The organism is Nonomuraea cavernae (assembly GCF_014646355.1).
GTDB lineage: Bacteria > Actinomycetota > Actinomycetes > Streptosporangiales > Streptosporangiaceae > Nonomuraea > Nonomuraea cavernae.
In genome coordinates this window covers 683,148-699,765 of sequence record NZ_BMNH01000001.1, presented here as the reverse complement: position 1 = coordinate 699,765, position 16,618 = coordinate 683,148, and the positions used below count along the sequence as shown (strand labels likewise).

Here is a 16,618-nt window from a genome sequence, read left to right as displayed (position 1 = left end):
CACGGTAATCCAGGGAAGTTATCCACAGGCTGTGTGTATTCCCTGGAGAATCTTTCCTAGAGGTTCTTCCGCAGGAAGGCGATGTCCCCGGCCTGGCCCTCGGCCGGCGTCTCGACGACGATCGGCGCCCCGGCCGCCCGGCACACCGCGAGGATCAGCTCCGGGTCGATGGAGCCGGCGCCCAGGTTGGCGTGGCGGTCGGCGCCCGAGTCGAAGGCGTCGCGAGAGTCGTTGCAGTGCACCAGATCGATCCGCCCGGTGATGGCCTTGACCCGGTCGACCAGGCCGACCAGCTCCTCGCCGCCCGCGTGGGCGTGGCAGGTGTCGAGGCAGAAGCCCACGTCGAACCCGTCGAGCGCGTCCCAGAGCCGGGCGATGCGCTCCAGCTTGCGGGCCATCGCGTTGCCGCCGCCCGCGGTGTTCTCGATCAGCACGGGGATCGGGCACTCCAGCCGCTCGAACACCTTGCGCCAGTTGTCGAAGCCGACCTGCGGGTCGTCGCTCTTGTTGACGTGGCCCCCGTGCACGATCAGGCCCTTGGCGCCGAGGCCGGCGGCCGCCTCCAGGTGCTGGGCGAGCAGCTTGCGGCTGGGGATGCGGATCCGGTTGTTGGTCGTGGCCACGTTGATCAGATAGGGGGCGTGGATGTAGACGTCGACGCCCTCCACCGGCTTGGCCGGGAGCACGGGCTTGTCGTAGCCCTGCGGGTCGCCGAGGAAGAACTGCACCACCTCCGCCCCCACTTCGGCGGCGTGGGCCGCGGGATCGTCCTGAGAGACGTGAGCTCCGATGCGCACCATGCCACCGAGCCTATCCGGAACGGCTCTCCCGTTTGATCGACCTGCGGCGGGGCAGTTGCGGTGCACCCCCTACGCGAGGAGAACGATATGGCCCGCTGGCGCTGGCGTTCGTTAATCATCTTGATCTGGGTCGTGATCGGCATCTACGTGGCCTGGGTGTACGACTACATCACGCCCGGCATCCTCAGGGACGTCGCGGAGGCTCTGCTGGCGATCTTCCTCTGGTTCCTGGTCCTGCTCGGCGTGGACCTGCACATCGGCGGATGACCTATATGTGCGGATGACCTATATATGGACAGTTCGTCATGGACGCCGTACGACGACGGCCCCGGAAAGCCGGGGCCGTCTCCTCATGGCAGATAACCGCCGCGGGCGATGCCGAGCGCGAGGCCGACGAACGACGCGACCAGGCCGATGATGTTGAGGGACCGCTGCGCCGTGGTCGCCGAGACGTACTGCGAGTAGAAGCCCGTCCCGAACCCGAACGTGCCGACCCACGAAGCGATCACGTGGCTGGACATGACCAGCGCCGCGACCAAGGCCACGACCCCGCACACGAGCGTGGTCACCGCGAGAGTGTTCTCGACCGGATGGGCCCGGCCGTCGCTGTTGAGTGTGAGCTTGAACCGGTCGCTCTCCGATGATGGTTGCAGGATGTGCGGCACGGCTATCACCCCCCATGGGTTTGCCCTATGCCTTCCCACCCAGCAGTGGCTGGTAACCTGGGCAGGCTGCGTTGTGATGGGTGACCCGTCACGGCCGGGCGTCGAAAGGGGCGCCCGGGTCAACACGTCAGCGTCCTCCTGTCACGGCAGAGTGTCGTGACCGCAAGAGTCCAGAGGAGGTTGGAGTCCCGCATGCGTCGTTACGAAGTAATGGTCATCCTGGACCCTTCGCTCGATGAGCGCACTGTCGCGCCGTCCCTCGACCAGTTCCTCACCGTGGTCCGCAACGACGGTGGCACTGTGGAGAAGGTCGACGTCTGGGGCCGTCGGCGTCTCGCCTACGACATCGACAAGAAGTCTGAGGGCATCTACGCCGTCATCGACATGTCCGCGGAGCCCGCGACGGTCAAGGAGCTCGACCGCCAGATGAACCTCAACGAGGGCATTCTGCGCACCAAGGTGCTCCGCCCCGACGTGCACTAAGCAGCTCGTTGCCCGGCTTTTTGTCGGGCGGCAGCCGTACTCTGAGCCGTAACCCGAAAGCGAAGGCGTGCAGGAAGGCGAGCGCTAGCCATGGCAGCAGGCGACACCGTAATCACTATCGTCGGCAACCTTGTCGACGACCCGGAGCTGCGCTTCACCCCGACGGGTCAAGCGGTGGCTCGATTCCGCATCGCGTCCACTCCGCGGTTCATGGATCGCCAGACCAACGAGTGGAAGGACGGCGAGAGCCTCTTCCTGACCTGCAACGTGTGGCGGCAGGCGGCCGAGAACGCCGCCGAGAGCCTCCAGCGTGGCATGAGGGTCATCGTGCAGGGGCGGCTCAAGCAGAGGTCTTACGAGACCAAGGAAGGCGAGAAGCGCACGGTCTACGAGGTCGAGGTCGACGAGGTCGGCCCGTCCCTGCGCAACGCGACCGCCAAGGTCAACCGCACCACCCGCCAGGGTGGCGGCGGTGGCGGCTTCGGCGGCGGCCCCGCCGACGACCCGTGGGCCTCCGCCAGTCCCGCTCCGCCGCAGGGTGGCGGCGGTTTCGGTGGCGGTGGCGGCGGCGGCTACCAGGGCGGTGGCCAGGGTGGCGGCCAGCAGTCGGGCGGCTTCGGCGGCGGCAACGACTTCAGCGACGAACCGCCTTTCTAGATCCATTCACCAGTCCGAGACCATTCCCGCCCTGACGGCGGGGCTCTGAAAGGAGCACCACGATGGCCAAGCCGGCACTGCGCAAGCCCAAGAAGAAGGTTTGCCTGTTCTGCCACGACAAGATCTCCTACGTCGACTACAAGGACACGGCGCTGCTGCGGAAGTTCATCTCCGACCGCGGCAAGATCCGTGCGCGCCGGGTGACGGGCAACTGCACCCAGCACCAGCGCGACGTGGCGACCGCGATCAAGAACGCCCGTGAGGTGGCTCTGCTGCCCTACACGAGCACCGCGCGCTAAGGAGGCCTGTCGATATGAAGCTCATCCTCACCAACGAGGTCTCCGGCCTCGGCACCCCTGGTGACGTCGTCGAGGTCAAGGACGGCTACGGCCGCAACTACCTCATCCCGCGGGGCTACGCCATGCGCTGGACCCGTGGCGCGGAGAAGCAGATCGAGTCCATCAAGAAGGCTCGTGACGCTCGCGAGATCCGTGACCTCGGCACCGCCAAGGAGGTCGCGGGCCAGCTCGGCGCCCTGCGCGTACGGCTGACGACCCGCGCGGGCGACTCCGGTCGCCTGTTCGGCTCGATCACCACGGGCGACATCGCCGACGCCGTCAAGGCCGCCGGTGGCCCGATCCTCGACCGCCGTCGCATCGAGATCGTCAACCCGATCAAGAGCGTCGGCTCCCACAAGGTCAGCGTCAAGCTGCACCCCGAGGTCTCGGCGTCCGTCGACGTCGAGGTCGTCGCCGGCTGACACTCCGGCGCCAGCCCGGTCCTCTCCCTCATCTCAGGGAGGGGGCCGTTGCTTTTGTGGGGGCTTGGGGTGACAGGGGGCTTGGGGTGACATGGGCGTGGTGTCCGGCATGACCGCAGGTGGGGCGGTATGTCGATATCGCCGCAGCGTACAATCATCCTCGTTCTCCCCGCGTTCTTCCCCTGGAGGCCAGCCATGGTCCGTCCCTCGATGCTGCTCGCGATCGGCGCGCTGGCGGCAGCGGTCGTCGCGTGCGCGCCCGCCGACGAGCCGGCGAGCACGGCGAGCACGGGGAGCACGGCCGCTCCGGCCGACTCCACCGGCGCCGCCACCGCCTGCACCAAGGACCAGCTCAAGCTCGTCAACGCGGGCAAGCTCACCATCGCCACCGACAAGCCCGCCTACGAGCCGTGGTTCAAGGACGACGACCCGAGCAACGGCCAGGGCTTCGAGAGCGCGGTGGCGTTCGCCTTGGCCGGAGAGCTCGGCTTCGACCGCGACGAGGTGCAGTGGAGCACGGTCAAGTTCGACTCGGCCTTCGCTCCGGGCGCCAAGCAGTTCGACTTCGACATCAACCAGGTCTCGATCACCCCTGACCGAGCCAAGGTGGTCGACTTCAGCAACGGCTACTACACGGTCAAGCAGGCGATCGTGGCGATCGACGGCAGCAGGTTCGCCGGCGCGAAGAGCCTGGCCGAGCTCAAGGACGCCAAGATCGGGGTCCAGGTCGGCACCACCTCGCTCGACGCCGTCCGCAACGTGATCAAGCCCGCTGACGACCCCAACGTCTACAACGATCAGATCGACGCCATCACCGCGCTGAAGAACGACCAGGTCGAGGCGCTGGTCGTCGACCTGCCGACCGCGTTCTACGTCACGGCAGCCCAGGTGGAGAAGTCCAAGATCGTGGGCCAGTTCAGCTCCACGGGCGACGCTCCCGAGGAGTTCGGCGTGGTCATGGAGAAGGGCAGCCCGCTCAAGTCCTGCGTGGACAAGGCGGTCGACGCCCTCAAGTCCAAGGGTGAGCTGGCCAAGATCGAGCAGGAGTGGCTCGGCTCGGCGGCGGGCGCGCCGGAGCTGACGTGACCCGTCCCTCCGCCGCCTGGTGAGTGACATGACCACCGACCCGGTCTGGGTCAAGAGCGAACGCCAGCGGGAGCGCGAGCGGGTCCGCAGGTCGCGGGCCCGCCGATCGGCGTCCATCGCCACGGCCTCCACGATCGTGTTCCTCGCGCTGGTCGTGTGGATCGTCACCAACTCACCCGGCTGGCCCCGCGTTCAGGCGTCGTTCTTCAGCGCCGACGCGTTCGTCGAGGCACTGCCCGACGTGGTCGACGGCTTCCTGCTGAACATCAAGATCTTCCTGATCGCCGAGCCGCTCATCCTCGTCGTCGGTCTGCTCGTGGCGCTGGCCAGAGGGATCACTACTCCGGCGTTCTTCCCGATCCGGGCACTGGCGACGCTCTACACCGACGTCTTCCGTGGGGTGCCGACGCTGCTGGTGATCTTTCTCGTCGGGTTCGGGCTGCCCGCCCTGAAGCTGCAGGGCATCCCGAACGACCTGGTCACGCTCGGCGTCATCGCGCTGACGCTCTCCTACGGCGCGTACGTGGCCGAGGTCCTCCGGGCGGGCATCGACTCCGTCCATCCCAGCCAGCTCGCGGCGGCCCGCTCCCTCGGGCTGAGCCACGGCAAGGCCATGCGGTTCGTGGTGCTGCCCCAGGCCGTCCGCCGGGTCGGGCCACCCCTGCTCAACGACTTCGTCTCGCTGCAGAAGGACACCGCGCTCGTCGCCACCCTCGGGCTGCCGGAGGCGCTGCGGCAGGCGCAGATCTACGCCTCCGGCAAGTTCAACTACACCTCCTACCTGGTGGCGGCGCTGCTGTTCGTGCTGCTGACGATCCCCATGGCCAGGTTCACCGACCACCTCGCCGAGCGCACCCGAAGGAGGCGCGGCGCATGAGCCTGCTGACCGTCGAGGGCGTGTGGAAGAGCTTCCACGGCCGCCCCGTGCTGCGCGGCGTCGACCTGGAGGTGAGTCCGCACGAGGTGGTCAGCCTGATCGGCTCCTCCGGCTCGGGCAAGTCCACGCTGCTGCGCTGTGTCAACCTGCTGGAGACCGTAGACGACGGCGCCATCCTGCTCGACGGCGACGAGATCACCGACCCACGGGCCGACGTCGACGACGTGCGCAAGCGGATCGGCATCGTGTTCCAGGCGTTCAACCTCTTCCCGCACATGACCGTGCTCGACAACGTCACGCTGGCCCCCCGACAGGTGCACCGGGTCGCCAGGGACCGGGCCGAGGAGGAGGCACATGACCTGCTGGCCAAGTTCGGGCTGGCCGAGAAGGCGCGCGCCTACCCCGACCAGCTCTCCGGCGGCCAGCAGCAGCGGGTGGCCATCATCCGGGCACTGGCCACCCGGCCCAGGTTGATGCTGCTCGACGAGGTCACCTCCGCGCTCGACCCCGAGCTCGTCGTCGAGGTGCTGGGCGTCATCAGGGAGCTCAAGCAGTCGGGCATGACGATGATCCTGACGACCCACGAGATGGGCCTGTGCCGCGACGTCTCCGACACCGTCTGCTTCCTCGACGGCGGCGTCCTGCTGGAGAAGGGCCCCCCGGAGAAGATCTTCGGCGATCCCGACCATGCCCGCACCAGGGAGTTCCTGCGCAGCGTGCTCGAAGCCGGCCGGCCCTAACGCCGGTGCCGGCCCCGCCCGGAGGCCACCGGCTCGCGCTGCGGTGCCAGCAGGCTGTGCGTACGCCCGTACACGAGGTAGGCGATCAGGCCGAAGGCCATCCACAGGCCGAACCACAGCCAGGTGAGCACCTCCAGGTTGACCATCAACCAGAGGGTCGCGAACAGCGACAGAGCGGGCAGCAGCGGTGACAGCGGCACCCGGAAGCCGCGCTCCAGGTGCGGCATCCGGCGCCGCATCACGATCACGCCCGCCGCCACGAACAGGAACGCGAACAGCGTCCCCATGACCACGAGCTGCTGCAGCGTGAACACGGGCACGAACTCTGCCAGCAGGATCGCCACCAGCCCGATCAGCAGGGTCACCCGCGAGGGCGTGTGGTACTTGCGGCTGATCGTGGCCAGCCCGCGCGGGATCAGGCCGTCGCGGGCCATCGAGAACAGCACCCGGGTCTGCCCCACGATCATGACCAGGATCACCGTGGTCAGGCCCAGCACCGCGCCGATGTCGATGATGTGCACCATCCAGTCGACCCCGGCCACCCGGAACGCCCCCGACAGCGGCGCGTCCAGCGAGATGCTCGTGTACGGCACCATGCCCACCATGACCACGGCCACGGCGATGTAGATGATCGTGGCGATGACCAGGCTGCGGATCATGCCCTTCGGCACCGCCTGCGGCGCGTTGACGGTTTCCTCGGCGGCGGTGGCGACGATGTCGAAGCCCACGTACGCGAACGCGATGGCGGGGGCGGCCGCGAAGATGCCGAACCAGCCGAACGCCTGGCCCTGGCCCACGAACAGGCTGAGCACGGTCGTGGACGGCGTCGTCAGCGGCTGGGGATCGACGTACAGGTCACCGAAGTTGGCCGCCTCGACGTGTAACGCGCCCACGACGATGACGGCGCCGATGGCGAGCAGCTTGGCCGTCACCATCACCCACAGCGCTCGCAGCCCGATCCGCGCGCTCAGCGCCACGACGGCGGTGAGCAGCCCCAGGATCAGCAGCACCAGCAGGCTGGCCACCAGGTCGTGCTGGGGCAGGCGGATGCCGAAGTTGGTGATGGCGCCGATCGCGAGCTCGGCCCAGGCTTTGGCCACCACGGCCGCGGCCAGCTGCAGCTCCAGGATCAGCGCGCAGCCGATGACCCACGCCCACACCTCGCCGAAGATGACGTAGGTGAACGTGTAGGCGCTGCCGGACGTCGGCATCGTGGACGACAGCTCGGCGTAGCACAGGCAGGCGAGCAGGCACGCGATGCCGGCGATCATGAAGGACAGGACCACTCCGGGGCCGGCGGTGGTCGCGGCCTGCCGGCCCGCGATGCTGAAGATGCCGGCGCCGATCATCACGCCGAGCCCGAGCACGACGAGGTCGGCCGGGCGGTAAAGTTCGGCCAGGCTGTGGCGGGCGCCGGTGCGCAGCCCGGTCGCCTCGCTGGGCGGAAGACGTCGGAAGATAGTGGACAAAAGCACACCCCGCTCGTGTAGCTCGCCCACAGTGCCTCACCCCATGTGCAACAGCAAGCACAGGACGGTTACGCCCCGGTTACCAGCCAGGCAGTGCCCGTGGCCCGGCGGCCCAGCGTGATCAGACGTGCGATCATCCACACCCCGAGCGCGCACCAAAGAGCAACGATGCCGAAATCCGCCGCGAAGAGGGCGGCCGGCAGGTACGCCGCCGTCGTCCACACGCCGGCCCACGCGAGGTAGCGCTGGTCTCCGGCGCCGATCAGCACCCCGTCGAGCACGAACACCACGCCGCAGATCGGCTGGAACAGCGCCACCGGCCAGAGGACGGCCAGCAGCTGCTCGGCGACCTGCGGGTCGGCGTCGAACAGGCCGGGCAGCACCGGCCTGGCCACCAGGACCAGCACGCCGAGCACCACTCCCGACCAGACGCCCCACCACACCATGCGCCGGGTCGCCTCCCGGGTCGCCGCCGGGTCGCCCGCTCCGAGCGTGCGGCCGGTGATGGCCTGGCCGGCGATGGCGATCGCGTCCAGTGCGAAGGCGAGCAGGGTCCACACCTGGGTGGCGATGGCGTACGCGGCCAGCTCGGCCTGGCCCATCCTGGTGGCCAGCACGGTCGCCACGACCAGCACCACGCGCAGGCACACGGTGCGGATGAGCAGGGCGAACCCGGCCGTGCCCGCCTGCGTGACGCCGATCAGGCTGGGCCGGAGCGAGGTGCCCAGCCTCCGGGCGCCCCTGACCACCACGACCAGGTAGACGGCCGCTCCCAGTGTCTGGGCGAGCACGGTCCCCCAGGCCGACCCGGCGATGCCCCAGTGCAGCCCGAGCACGAACCACGCGTTCAGCGCCGCGTTGAGCGCGAACGAGCCTCCCGCGACGGCCAGTGGCGTCACCGTGTCCTGCAGTCCGCGCAGCACGCCGGTGCCCGCCAGCACGACCAGCAGGGACGGCGCGCCGATCAGGCTGATGCGCAGGTACGTCACGGCCTGCTCGGCCTGTTCGGCGCCGGCCCCGAACAGGTCGACGATGGCCGGGGCGAGCGGCCAGCCGACGGCGACGAGCGCGACGCCGATGGCCAGCGCCAGCCAGATGCCGTCCAGGCCGCTGCGCATGGCCCGCTCGTGGTTGCCCGCCCCGGTCTGCCGCGCCACGGACGCCGTCGTACCGTAGGCGAGGAAGACGCAGAGGTTGACCATCGTCGCCAGGATCGTGCCGGCCACGCCCAGCGCCCCCACCGCCGAGGTGCCGAGGCCGTGACCCACGATGGCGTAGTCGGCGAGCAGGAACAACGGCTCGGCGACCAGCGCGCCGAAGGCGGGCACGGCCAGTCGCAGGATCTCCCGATCCCGGCGTGTAATGGGCATTTTGCTATTATGCCCATTACCGGACATGACGGGCCAACTTTCTTTCCTCCACAGCCGGTGGATAACGTTTCCGCAGGTCAGAGATGGTCTAGTGGATAAGCTTCAGAGTTATCCCCAGGTTCGTCCACAGTGCTTTCACAAGCTAGGCGCAGTAGTGCACAGCTTGACCACAGGGTTGTCCACAGGCTGCGTTGCCCTCGGCCCCCGAACCGGCGAAACTGTCACCCCGGTCGACTACAAGTGGGGGTGGTGCGACCGCCGCACGGTGTTGAGGGGGCGCGGTGAGCATTGACGAAGAGGTGGGCGCAGGCCCTGGTTTCGAGCGCACACCGCCCAGCAACATCGAGGCGGAGCAGTCGGTCCTCGGCGGCATGCTGCTGTCCAAGGACGCGATCGCCGACGTCGTCGAGATCGTGCGTGCCGACGACTTCTACCGCCCCGCCCATCAGATGGTCTACGACGTCATCACCGACCTCTACGGCCGGGGCGAGCCGGCCGACGCGGTCACCGTCTTCGACGAGCTGCAGAAACGCGGCGAGATGGCCAGGGTCGGCGGCGCCGCCTACCTCCACACCCTGACGGCCGTCGTCCCCACCGCCGCCAACGCCGGCTACTACGCCAAGATCGTCCGTGAGCAGGCCATCCTCCGCCGCCTCATCGAAGCCGGCACCCGCATCGTCTCCTTCGGCTACGGCGGCCAGAACGAAGAGGTCGACGACCTCGTCGACCGGGCCCAGGCCGAGATCTACAAGGTCACCGAGCGTCGCACCTCCGAGGACTACGCCCCGCTGGCCGACATCATGCCGGGCGCCCTCGACGAGCTCGAGGCCATCGGCAGCCGCGGCGGCCAGATGGTCGGCGTCCCCACCGGCTTCCAGGACCTCGACCAGCTCACCAACGGCCTCCACCCGGGCCAGATGATCGTCGTCGCCGCCCGCCCCGCCATCGGCAAGGCTCTCGCCCTCGACACCCCCCTGCCCACGCCGACGGGCTGGACCACCATGGGCGAGGTGCAGCCTGGCGACTACCTGATCGGCGCCGACGGCAAGCCCACCCGCGTCGTCGCGGCCACCGACGTCATGCACGACCGGCCCTGCTACGAGGTGGAGTTCAGCGACGGCACGGTGATCGTCGCCGATGCTCGGCATCAGTGGCTCACCGACACGCGCGCGTCCCGCGAGTCGGCTCAGTCGGCGGCGACCGGCTACAACCGGCACCAGCATCAGCGGACGTTCGCGCAGGTGCGCACGACGGAGGAGATCGCCGCCACGCTGCGGTGCGGCACCGCCGGAAAGCGGCTCAATCACACGGTCGTCAACGCCCGGCCGCTGCAACTACCCGACCAGGACCTGCTGATCCCGCCGTACGCGCTGGGCGTCTGGCTGGGTGACGGCAACTCCGCCAGTGCGCGGTTCACCACCGCAGATCCGGAGATCGCCGACCATGTGGCCGCCGAAGGGCTCCGGGTGGAGCACCGTGGCGGACTGCTGTACGCGATGCTGCTGCCCGAGCCCGAGCCCGAGCCCGAGCCCGAGCCCGAGCCGATCGCGGAGCGACAGTGCGTCGTGTGCGACAAGCCGTTCACGCCCCAGACCTCGCAGGTGCGCACCGGCGGCAGGGTGTGCGGCTGCGAGTCGAGAGGGTCCGTCCACGGGCCGTCTCAGCCGCCCCGGTGTCCTGACTGCGGCGGCCCGTCCAGCGGGACGCGTCTTTGCCAGGGCTGCCACAACGACCACGGCACCATGGGGGCGCGGCTCAGGAAGCTGGGCGTGCTGAACAACAAGCACATCCCGGGCGAGTACCTGCGCGCGTCCGAAGAACAGCGCAGGGCGCTCCTGGCCGGTCTCCTGGACACCGACGGCCACGTCAACACCTCCGGGACGGTGCAGTTCGCCGTCACCGACCGGCGCCTGGCAGAGGACGCCTGGGAGCTGATCCTGAGCCTCGGCTACGAAGCGAACCGCACGTCCAAGCGGGTGGCGGGGCGCAGCGAAACCAGCCATACGATCACGTTCACCCCGTCCGACAAGGTCTTCCGGCTGGCGCGGAAGAACGCCCGCGTCAAGACCAACGCCCACCCGAAGGCGACCTACCGGAACATCGTGGACGTCCGGCCGGCGCCTTCGGTGCCGGTGCGGTGCGTCGAGGTGGACAACGCCGATCACATGTACCTGGCGGGCCGGACGTGGATCCCCACCCACAACTCCACCCTCGGTCTGGACTTCGCCCGGTCCGCGGCGATCAAGCATGGGATGACCACCGTCATCTTCTCGCTGGAAATGTCGCGCAACGAGATCACCATGCGTCTGCTGTCGGCCGAGGCTCGGGTCGCGCTGCACGCCATGCGCTCCGGGATGATGGGCGACGACGACTGGACGAGGCTGGCGCGCCGGATGAGCGAGGTCGCCGAGGCGCCGCTGTTCATCGACGACTCGCCCAACATGTCGATGATGGAGATCCGGGCCAAGTGCCGGCGCCTCAAGCAGCGCAACGACCTGCGGTTCGTGATCATCGACTACCTCCAGCTGATGAGCTCGCCGAAGAAGACCGAGAGCCGCCAGAACGAAGTGTCCGAGATCTCCCGAGCCATCAAGCTGCTGGCCAAGGAGCTCGAGGTGCCGGTCATCGCGATCTCCCAGCTCAACCGAGGCCCCGAACAACGCACGGACAAACGCCCACAGGTGTCCGACCTGAGAGAGTCGGGCTGTTTGACCGCGGACACTCGGGTCCTTCGGGCCGACACCGGCGCGGAGGTGTCGCTGGGTGACCTGGTGGAATCCGGGGAGCGTGACATCCCGGTGTGGTCCCTTGATGAGAAGCTCCGGCTTGTCCCACGGACCATGACCCACGTGTTCTCCAGTGGTGCGAAAGAAGTTTTCCGGCTGCGGCTGAAGTCGGGCTTGGAGATCAAGGCGACGGCCAACCATCCCTTCATGACCTATGACGGATGGCGAGCCCTGGGAGAGCTCCGGCCTGGAGCGCGCCTTGCTGTTCCACGTCACGTCTCAGCCCCTCAAAAGCTTCAGGAGTGGCCGGAGGACGAGATTGTCCTGCTCGCACACATGATCGGCGACGGTTCGTTCGTCAAGCGGCAGCCGATCCGCTACGCGAGTCAGGACGAAGCGTGCTTGGCGACCGTGACAGAAGCCGTCAGGAGCTTCGGTGTCAGCGCCGTCCGGGACGACCATCCCGCCGCCCGGGTTACGACCTTGCGGCTCCCCGCCCCATACCGACTGACTCACGGCAAACGCAATCCCATCGCCGCCTGGCTGGACAGCATGGGGCTGTTCGGCCTTCGCGGCCACGAGAAATTCATCCCCGATGGTGTGTTCTCGCTGCCGAAGCGGCAGGTCGCGCTGTTCCTTCGGCACTTGTGGGCAACCGATGGCCGCATCTGGTGGGATGAGAAGGCCGGGCAGGCGAGGATCCACTATGCCTCGACAAGCCGACGACTGGTCGATGATGTCGCGCGGTTGCTTCTTCGATTCAACGTGACGACTCGGGTGGAAGAAGTGCGAAAGGGCGACTACCGGCCGGGCTATCAGTTGTTCGTCTACGGCGCGGAGAACCAACTCCGGTTTTTGACGGAAGTGGGAGCGCACGGCGAGCGGTCGAAGCAGGCCACTCGATGCATCGCCCTCCTCCAGGAGGTCAAGGGCAACACCGATCTCGATACGGTTCCGCGCGAAGTCTGGGACCGTGTTCGAGGCGTCCTGGCAGAACGAGGCATGAGTCATCGCCAGTTCGCCACTAAACTCGGCACCCAGTTTTGCGGTAGCACCCTGTGGAAGCATGCGCCGAGCCGGGGGCGGCTGGGCAGGGTGGCTGCGATTCTCGACGATTCCGACCTTGAGATGTGGGCGACGAACGATGTGTTCTGGGACGAGATCGCGTCGATCGAACGCCTGGGAGAGCAGCCGGTCTACGATGCCACGGTGCTGGGCACCCACAACTTCGTAGCGAATGGCATATCTGTCCACAACAGCATCGAGCAGGATGCCGACATGGTCATCCTGCTGCACCGCGAAGACGCCTACGAGCGCGAGTCGCCCAGGGCCGGTGAGGCCGACCTCATCGTGGCCAAGCACCGCAACGGCCCCACGGCGACCGTCACGGTGGCGTTCCAGGGCCACTACAGCCGCTTCGTGGACATGGCCCAGCACTGACGCCGTCCGTGTAGGATCCGCGATTCAATGCGCAGTGAATGCGCAGATCCGCATCTCGGTGCGCAACCGATCCGGAGCGTAACGACTCAGCGCTCCGGATTGGTGTTATGGCACTGTTTTCCTACGCCGACGTCCCGCCGATTCCCCTTTCGCGACCCAGCCCCGAGACGACTCACACAGCTCCTCCGGCCACGATGGCAGCTTCGTTGCCGGCTCGGCGTCGGCCGCGGCCGGGTGGGGCAGCTCGATCCAGGCCGCGCCCGGCTTGCGAAGGGCCGGGGTGGGGACGTTGAGCGCCTTGGCACGCGGGCACGAGCCGGAAGCGGGCGGTGTGGTACTGGACGGCCACCTTGCCCCGGCCGGTCCAGCAGGGCGAGCCGGCCGGGGCGGCGCAGGAGGTCATCGGGCAGTCGTGGGCCTCCACCGGAGGAAGTCATCGTCGGGCACCCCGGAAGTGTTTCAGACACCCACGCGTTCACACCGACACATGAAACAGCGTTTGCCCTGGACGTGTCCGGCCGCGAGCGCTGTTTCGCAGGTGGTCGCTCATGAAACAGCGGCGACGTATGCGGACTCGGGCCAGCGGGCTCGATCGAAGGAGGGGCGGGGGCGCGCCTGACCTTCTGTAATGTCGAAGGGCCCGGCGCGGACCTATGGGCATGGAACGTCCGGTCACCTCGGCGGCGTGGTCGCGCTGCCCTACGCGGTATGCAGCCCCCCATAAGCGCGAAGCCCCCCATTGATCAGTGGGCAGAACCGCCGATGTCCGGTCGCATGGCTTTGAGGAAGGCGTCGACGAGGGCGTCGGCGTACTGCGGGGTGAGCGGGCCTGAGCGGAGCAGCCAGCGCTGGTAGAAAGGGCCGTACAGCAGCTCCAGAGCCAGGTCGAGGTCGGCGTCGGGGGGGAGTTGGCCGGCTCGCTGGGCGCTGCGTAGCCGGGCCTTTTTGGCCTCGTCGACCGGCCCGGCCAGTTTCTCGCGGTATTGGGCGGCGAGCGCCGGATCATTGATGATCTCGGTGTTGAGCGCGCGGATCGGCCCCTCGAACGCCGGATCGGCGAACTCGGCCACCGTCGCCCGCATTACCACCCTGAGGTCGGCCTTCAGGTCGCCGGTGTCGGGCAGGGCCATGTCCTGGTCAGGCCCGCTCTCGCTGAGCGCCAGAAAGGCGTCCAGGACCACCGCGCCCTTGGAGGGCCACCAGCGGTAGATCGTTTGCTTGCCCACGCCGGCCCGGGTCGCGATGGCCTCGATGGTCAGCTTGGCGTATCCCACCTCGGAGACCAGCTCGCGGGCGGCGGTCAGGATGGCCTGCCGGGAGCGCTGGCTGCGGCGGGCGGGGTTGGGCTGCTTGGCCATGCCGGGATCGTACCACTGGTGAGACGAGACGATCCGTCTTGACAGTGATGCAAGGCGAGACGTACCGTCTTGTCTCGTTGTACTGAACCCGAGTAAGAGGAGGTGGAGCCCATGAGCCGCGTATGGTTCATCACGGGCGCGTCACGAGGACTGGGCCGGGCGTTCACGGAGGCGGCGCTGCAAGCGGGCGACCGGGTGGTCGGGGCCGCGCGCAACGTCGAGCCGCTCGCCGACCTGGTCCGGCGCTATCCCGGCGACCTGGTACCGGTGCCGCTCGACGTCACCGACCGCGCGGCCGTGTTCGCGGGTGTGGATCGGGCGGTAGCGGCCTTCGGCAAGCTCGACATCGTGGTCAACAACGCCGGCGTCATGCTCCTGGGCATGCTGGAGGAGGCGACGGAAGAGCAGATCAGATCCCACTTCGACGTCAACCTGTTCGGCGCGATCTGGGTCACCCAGGCCGTGCTCCCTCACCTGCGCTCCCAGGGCTCCGGCCGCATTCTGCAGGTCACCACGATGGGCACCGGCGGCGGCTTCCCCATGGTCGGCCTGTACGCGGCCGGCAAGTCGGCGCTCGACTCGGTCTCCGAGGCCGTGGCGGGAGAGGTCGAGCAGTTCGGCATCAAGCTGACCATCGTGCAGATGGGCGGCTACGACACTGGCCTGTTCACCACGGGCACCACGATGGCCGCATCCGCCCCGCACTATCAGGAGCTGCGCGACAAGCTGATCGAGATGTGGGGCGATGAAGCCGGTCCCGCCCCGGAGACCGCCGCTCCGGTGATCATGGAGCTGGTGGACCTGCCGGAGCCGCCGCGGCGTCTCATCGTCGGCGCCGCGTCCTACGACATGGTCCAGCAGGACCTCCAGGATCGGGTCGCGAAGTACCGCGCCTGGGAGCACCTCAGCCGCAGAGCGCCGGGATGACCCGCCCGCAGGACGAACAGAGCGCGCCTGCCGGGGCGCTCCCGACGGAACACCCCGGCAGGGCGGCACGGGTGACGCGCGATCACGCCTTCGGTGACCGGCCATCCTCCCGGACCACGAGCAGGGTCGGCGGCGCCCGCACCACCGCGGACCGGGCGCGGCGCACGCTCTCACAGAACTTCCTGGCCGACCGCCAGGCCATCGATCTCGTGATCAGGGCAGCAGACCCGGCAGGGCTGGTGCTGGAGCCGGGGGCGGGCGCTGGAGCGCTGACCCTGGCACTGGCCGGTGCGGGCGCGCAAGTGATCGGCTACGAGATCGATCCGCGCCTGGCCCGGCGGCTGGCCGCACGCACACGCGGTGATCCCCGCGTCGAGGTGGTGCACGGCGACTTCACCACCGCGCCGGTGCCGGGACGGCCGTTCGCGGTCGTGGGGAACATACCGTACTCGGCGACGTCGAAGATCGTGAACTGGTGCTTGGGGGCGCCGTCCCTGACCTCGGCCACGCTGCTCACCCAGCGCGAGTACGCCCGCAAACGCGCGGGCGGCTACGGCCGCTGGAGCCGCGTGACCGTGCAGTCGTGGCCATGGTTCCACTGGCGGCTTGGCCCCACGGTGAACCGGAGGTCCTTCCGGCCGGTACCGTCGGTCGACTCAGCGATCCTGCGGATCGAGCGTAGGCCCGAACCTTTGGTGCGCGGCCGCCGCACCTACCAGGAACTGGTCGAGTTGGGCTTCAGCGGGCTCGGCGGCTCGGTGCGCGCCTCGCTGAGGATGCGTCACCGAGGAGTGGACGCCGCTCTGGCGGCGGCCGGCGTGCCTCGTGACGCCGTCGTCGGATACGTTCACCCAGACCAGTGGATCACGCTGTGGCAGCGCCTGTACTGGTGACCCGCCCTGAATCCTCGGCGCGGTATTCGCCGCCGTCGGCGCGAAATACCGGATCAATGCATCTGCACTGAGCGGGCGGGCGTGTCCACCATGGCCGTCTACCAGGTGTTCGGCGACAAGGGTGGTCTCGTGCGCGAGATGTTCCTGGCCGGTTCGAGCGGCTTGCCACGGCCTTCGCCGCCGTCCCGCACACCAGCGATCCGATCGCCGACCTCCTGGTGCTCGGGCACGCCTGTCGGGCCCTGGCCAACCCGCACCTCTACGAGCTGATGTTCGGCCGTCCCATCCCCGAGTTCCAGCCTGACGCCGAAGCCGCCGCCGTCACTGGGACCGCGCCTTCGACACGATGGTGCGAGGGCTGCGCGCG

At 68.4% G+C, this 16,618-nt stretch carries 17 protein-coding genes; 11 read left to right on the top strand and 6 right to left on the bottom strand.

What is annotated here, in order from left to right:
* Nucleotides 1–56: 56 nt before the first annotated feature.
* Nucleotides 57–800, bottom strand: a complete 744-nt coding sequence (locus tag IEY82_RS03265; protein WP_189122388.1) for a deoxyribonuclease IV — start codon at nucleotides 798–800, stop codon at nucleotides 57–59.
* A gap of 120 nt (nucleotides 801–920) precedes the next feature.
* On the opposite strand from IEY82_RS03265, the gene IEY82_RS03260 reads away from it, so the two are divergent.
* Entirely contained in the window at nucleotides 921–1,067 is a 147-nt protein-coding gene (locus IEY82_RS03260) for a hypothetical protein (protein ID WP_225262086.1), read from the top strand.
* Between the two features lie 83 nt (nucleotides 1,068–1,150).
* Here IEY82_RS03260 and IEY82_RS03255 read toward each other — a convergent pair whose 3' ends face one another.
* On the bottom strand, nucleotides 1,151–1,465 hold the full coding sequence (locus tag IEY82_RS03255; RefSeq protein ID WP_225262084.1) for a hypothetical protein: 315 nt from the start codon (nucleotides 1,463–1,465) through the stop codon (nucleotides 1,151–1,153).
* A 192-nt stretch (nucleotides 1,466–1,657) separates the two neighbouring features.
* On the opposite strand from IEY82_RS03255, the gene rpsF reads away from it, so the two are divergent.
* The 7 genes from rpsF to IEY82_RS03220 all read left to right on the top strand — a co-directional run bounded on the left by rpsF (nucleotide 1,658) and on the right by IEY82_RS03220 (nucleotide 6,068).
* Nucleotides 1,658–1,948: a 30S ribosomal protein S6 gene (gene rpsF, locus IEY82_RS03250; protein WP_189122386.1), complete on the top strand. Its 291-nt coding sequence runs from the start codon at nucleotides 1,658–1,660 to the stop codon at nucleotides 1,946–1,948.
* Between the two features lie 90 nt (nucleotides 1,949–2,038).
* Nucleotides 2,039–2,605: a single-stranded DNA-binding protein gene (locus IEY82_RS03245; protein WP_189122385.1), complete on the top strand. Its 567-nt coding sequence runs from the start codon at nucleotides 2,039–2,041 to the stop codon at nucleotides 2,603–2,605.
* A 62-nt stretch (nucleotides 2,606–2,667) separates the two neighbouring features.
* Nucleotides 2,668–2,904: a 30S ribosomal protein S18 gene (gene rpsR, locus IEY82_RS03240; protein WP_020543048.1), complete on the top strand. Its 237-nt coding sequence runs from the start codon at nucleotides 2,668–2,670 to the stop codon at nucleotides 2,902–2,904.
* Between the two features lie 14 nt (nucleotides 2,905–2,918).
* Nucleotides 2,919–3,365 carry a 50S ribosomal protein L9 gene (gene rplI, locus IEY82_RS03235; protein WP_189122384.1) on the top strand — a complete coding sequence of 149 codons (447 nt, stop codon included), beginning with the start codon at nucleotides 2,919–2,921 and terminating at the stop codon, nucleotides 3,363–3,365.
* 195 nt (nucleotides 3,366–3,560) lie between these two features.
* The gene (locus tag IEY82_RS03230; RefSeq protein ID WP_189122383.1) at nucleotides 3,561–4,451 is read left to right on the top strand and encodes an ABC transporter substrate-binding protein; all 891 of its coding nucleotides are present in this window, start codon (nucleotides 3,561–3,563) and stop codon (nucleotides 4,449–4,451) included.
* A gap of 28 nt (nucleotides 4,452–4,479) precedes the next feature.
* Nucleotides 4,480–5,328 carry an amino acid ABC transporter permease gene (locus IEY82_RS03225; protein WP_189122382.1) on the top strand — a complete coding sequence of 283 codons (849 nt, stop codon included), beginning with the start codon at nucleotides 4,480–4,482 and terminating at the stop codon, nucleotides 5,326–5,328.
* Entirely contained in the window at nucleotides 5,325–6,068 is a 744-nt protein-coding gene (locus IEY82_RS03220) for an amino acid ABC transporter ATP-binding protein (protein WP_189122381.1), read from the top strand. The genes IEY82_RS03225 and IEY82_RS03220 overlap by 4 nt, the downstream gene beginning before the upstream one ends.
* Here IEY82_RS03220 and IEY82_RS03215 read toward each other — a convergent pair.
* Nucleotides 6,065–7,537 (bottom strand): APC family permease, encoded by a 1,473-nt coding sequence (locus IEY82_RS03215; RefSeq protein WP_189122380.1) that lies wholly within the window; start codon nucleotides 7,535–7,537, stop codon nucleotides 6,065–6,067. The genes IEY82_RS03220 and IEY82_RS03215 overlap by 4 nt on opposite strands.
* A 68-nt stretch (nucleotides 7,538–7,605) precedes the next feature.
* Nucleotides 7,606–8,907, bottom strand: coding sequence for an MATE family efflux transporter (locus IEY82_RS03210; protein ID WP_189122379.1), 1,302 nt, complete (start codon nucleotides 8,905–8,907; stop codon nucleotides 7,606–7,608).
* A gap of 281 nt (nucleotides 8,908–9,188) precedes the next feature.
* Between IEY82_RS03210 and IEY82_RS03205 the strand changes: the two genes are divergently transcribed.
* On the top strand, nucleotides 9,189–13,073 hold the full coding sequence (locus IEY82_RS03205) for a replicative DNA helicase (protein ID WP_189122378.1): 3,885 nt from the start codon (nucleotides 9,189–9,191) through the stop codon (nucleotides 13,071–13,073).
* 172 nt (nucleotides 13,074–13,245) lie between these two features.
* Here the strand turns inward: IEY82_RS03205 and IEY82_RS40495 are convergent, their stop codons facing one another.
* Both IEY82_RS40495 and IEY82_RS03200 read right to left on the bottom strand, forming a co-directional pair.
* Complete coding sequence (locus IEY82_RS40495; RefSeq protein WP_443686080.1) at nucleotides 13,246–13,497, bottom strand: zinc finger domain-containing protein; 252 nt, start codon at nucleotides 13,495–13,497, stop codon at nucleotides 13,246–13,248.
* A gap of 319 nt (nucleotides 13,498–13,816) precedes the next feature.
* Nucleotides 13,817–14,431 (bottom strand): TetR/AcrR family transcriptional regulator, encoded by a 615-nt coding sequence (locus IEY82_RS03200; RefSeq protein WP_189122377.1) that lies wholly within the window; start codon nucleotides 14,429–14,431, stop codon nucleotides 13,817–13,819.
* A 111-nt stretch (nucleotides 14,432–14,542) separates the two neighbouring features.
* On the opposite strand from IEY82_RS03200, the gene IEY82_RS03195 reads away from it, so the two are divergent.
* Complete coding sequence (locus tag IEY82_RS03195) at nucleotides 14,543–15,358, top strand: SDR family NAD(P)-dependent oxidoreductase (RefSeq protein WP_189122376.1); 816 nt, start codon at nucleotides 14,543–14,545, stop codon at nucleotides 15,356–15,358.
* 71 nt (nucleotides 15,359–15,429) lie between these two features.
* Nucleotides 15,430–16,251 carry an ErmE/ErmH/ErmO/ErmR family 23S rRNA (adenine(2058)-N(6))-methyltransferase gene (gene erm / locus IEY82_RS03190; protein WP_225262081.1) on the top strand — a complete coding sequence of 274 codons (822 nt, stop codon included), beginning with the start codon at nucleotides 15,430–15,432 and terminating at the stop codon, nucleotides 16,249–16,251.
* The last annotated feature ends 367 nt before the right edge of the window (nucleotides 16,252–16,618 follow it).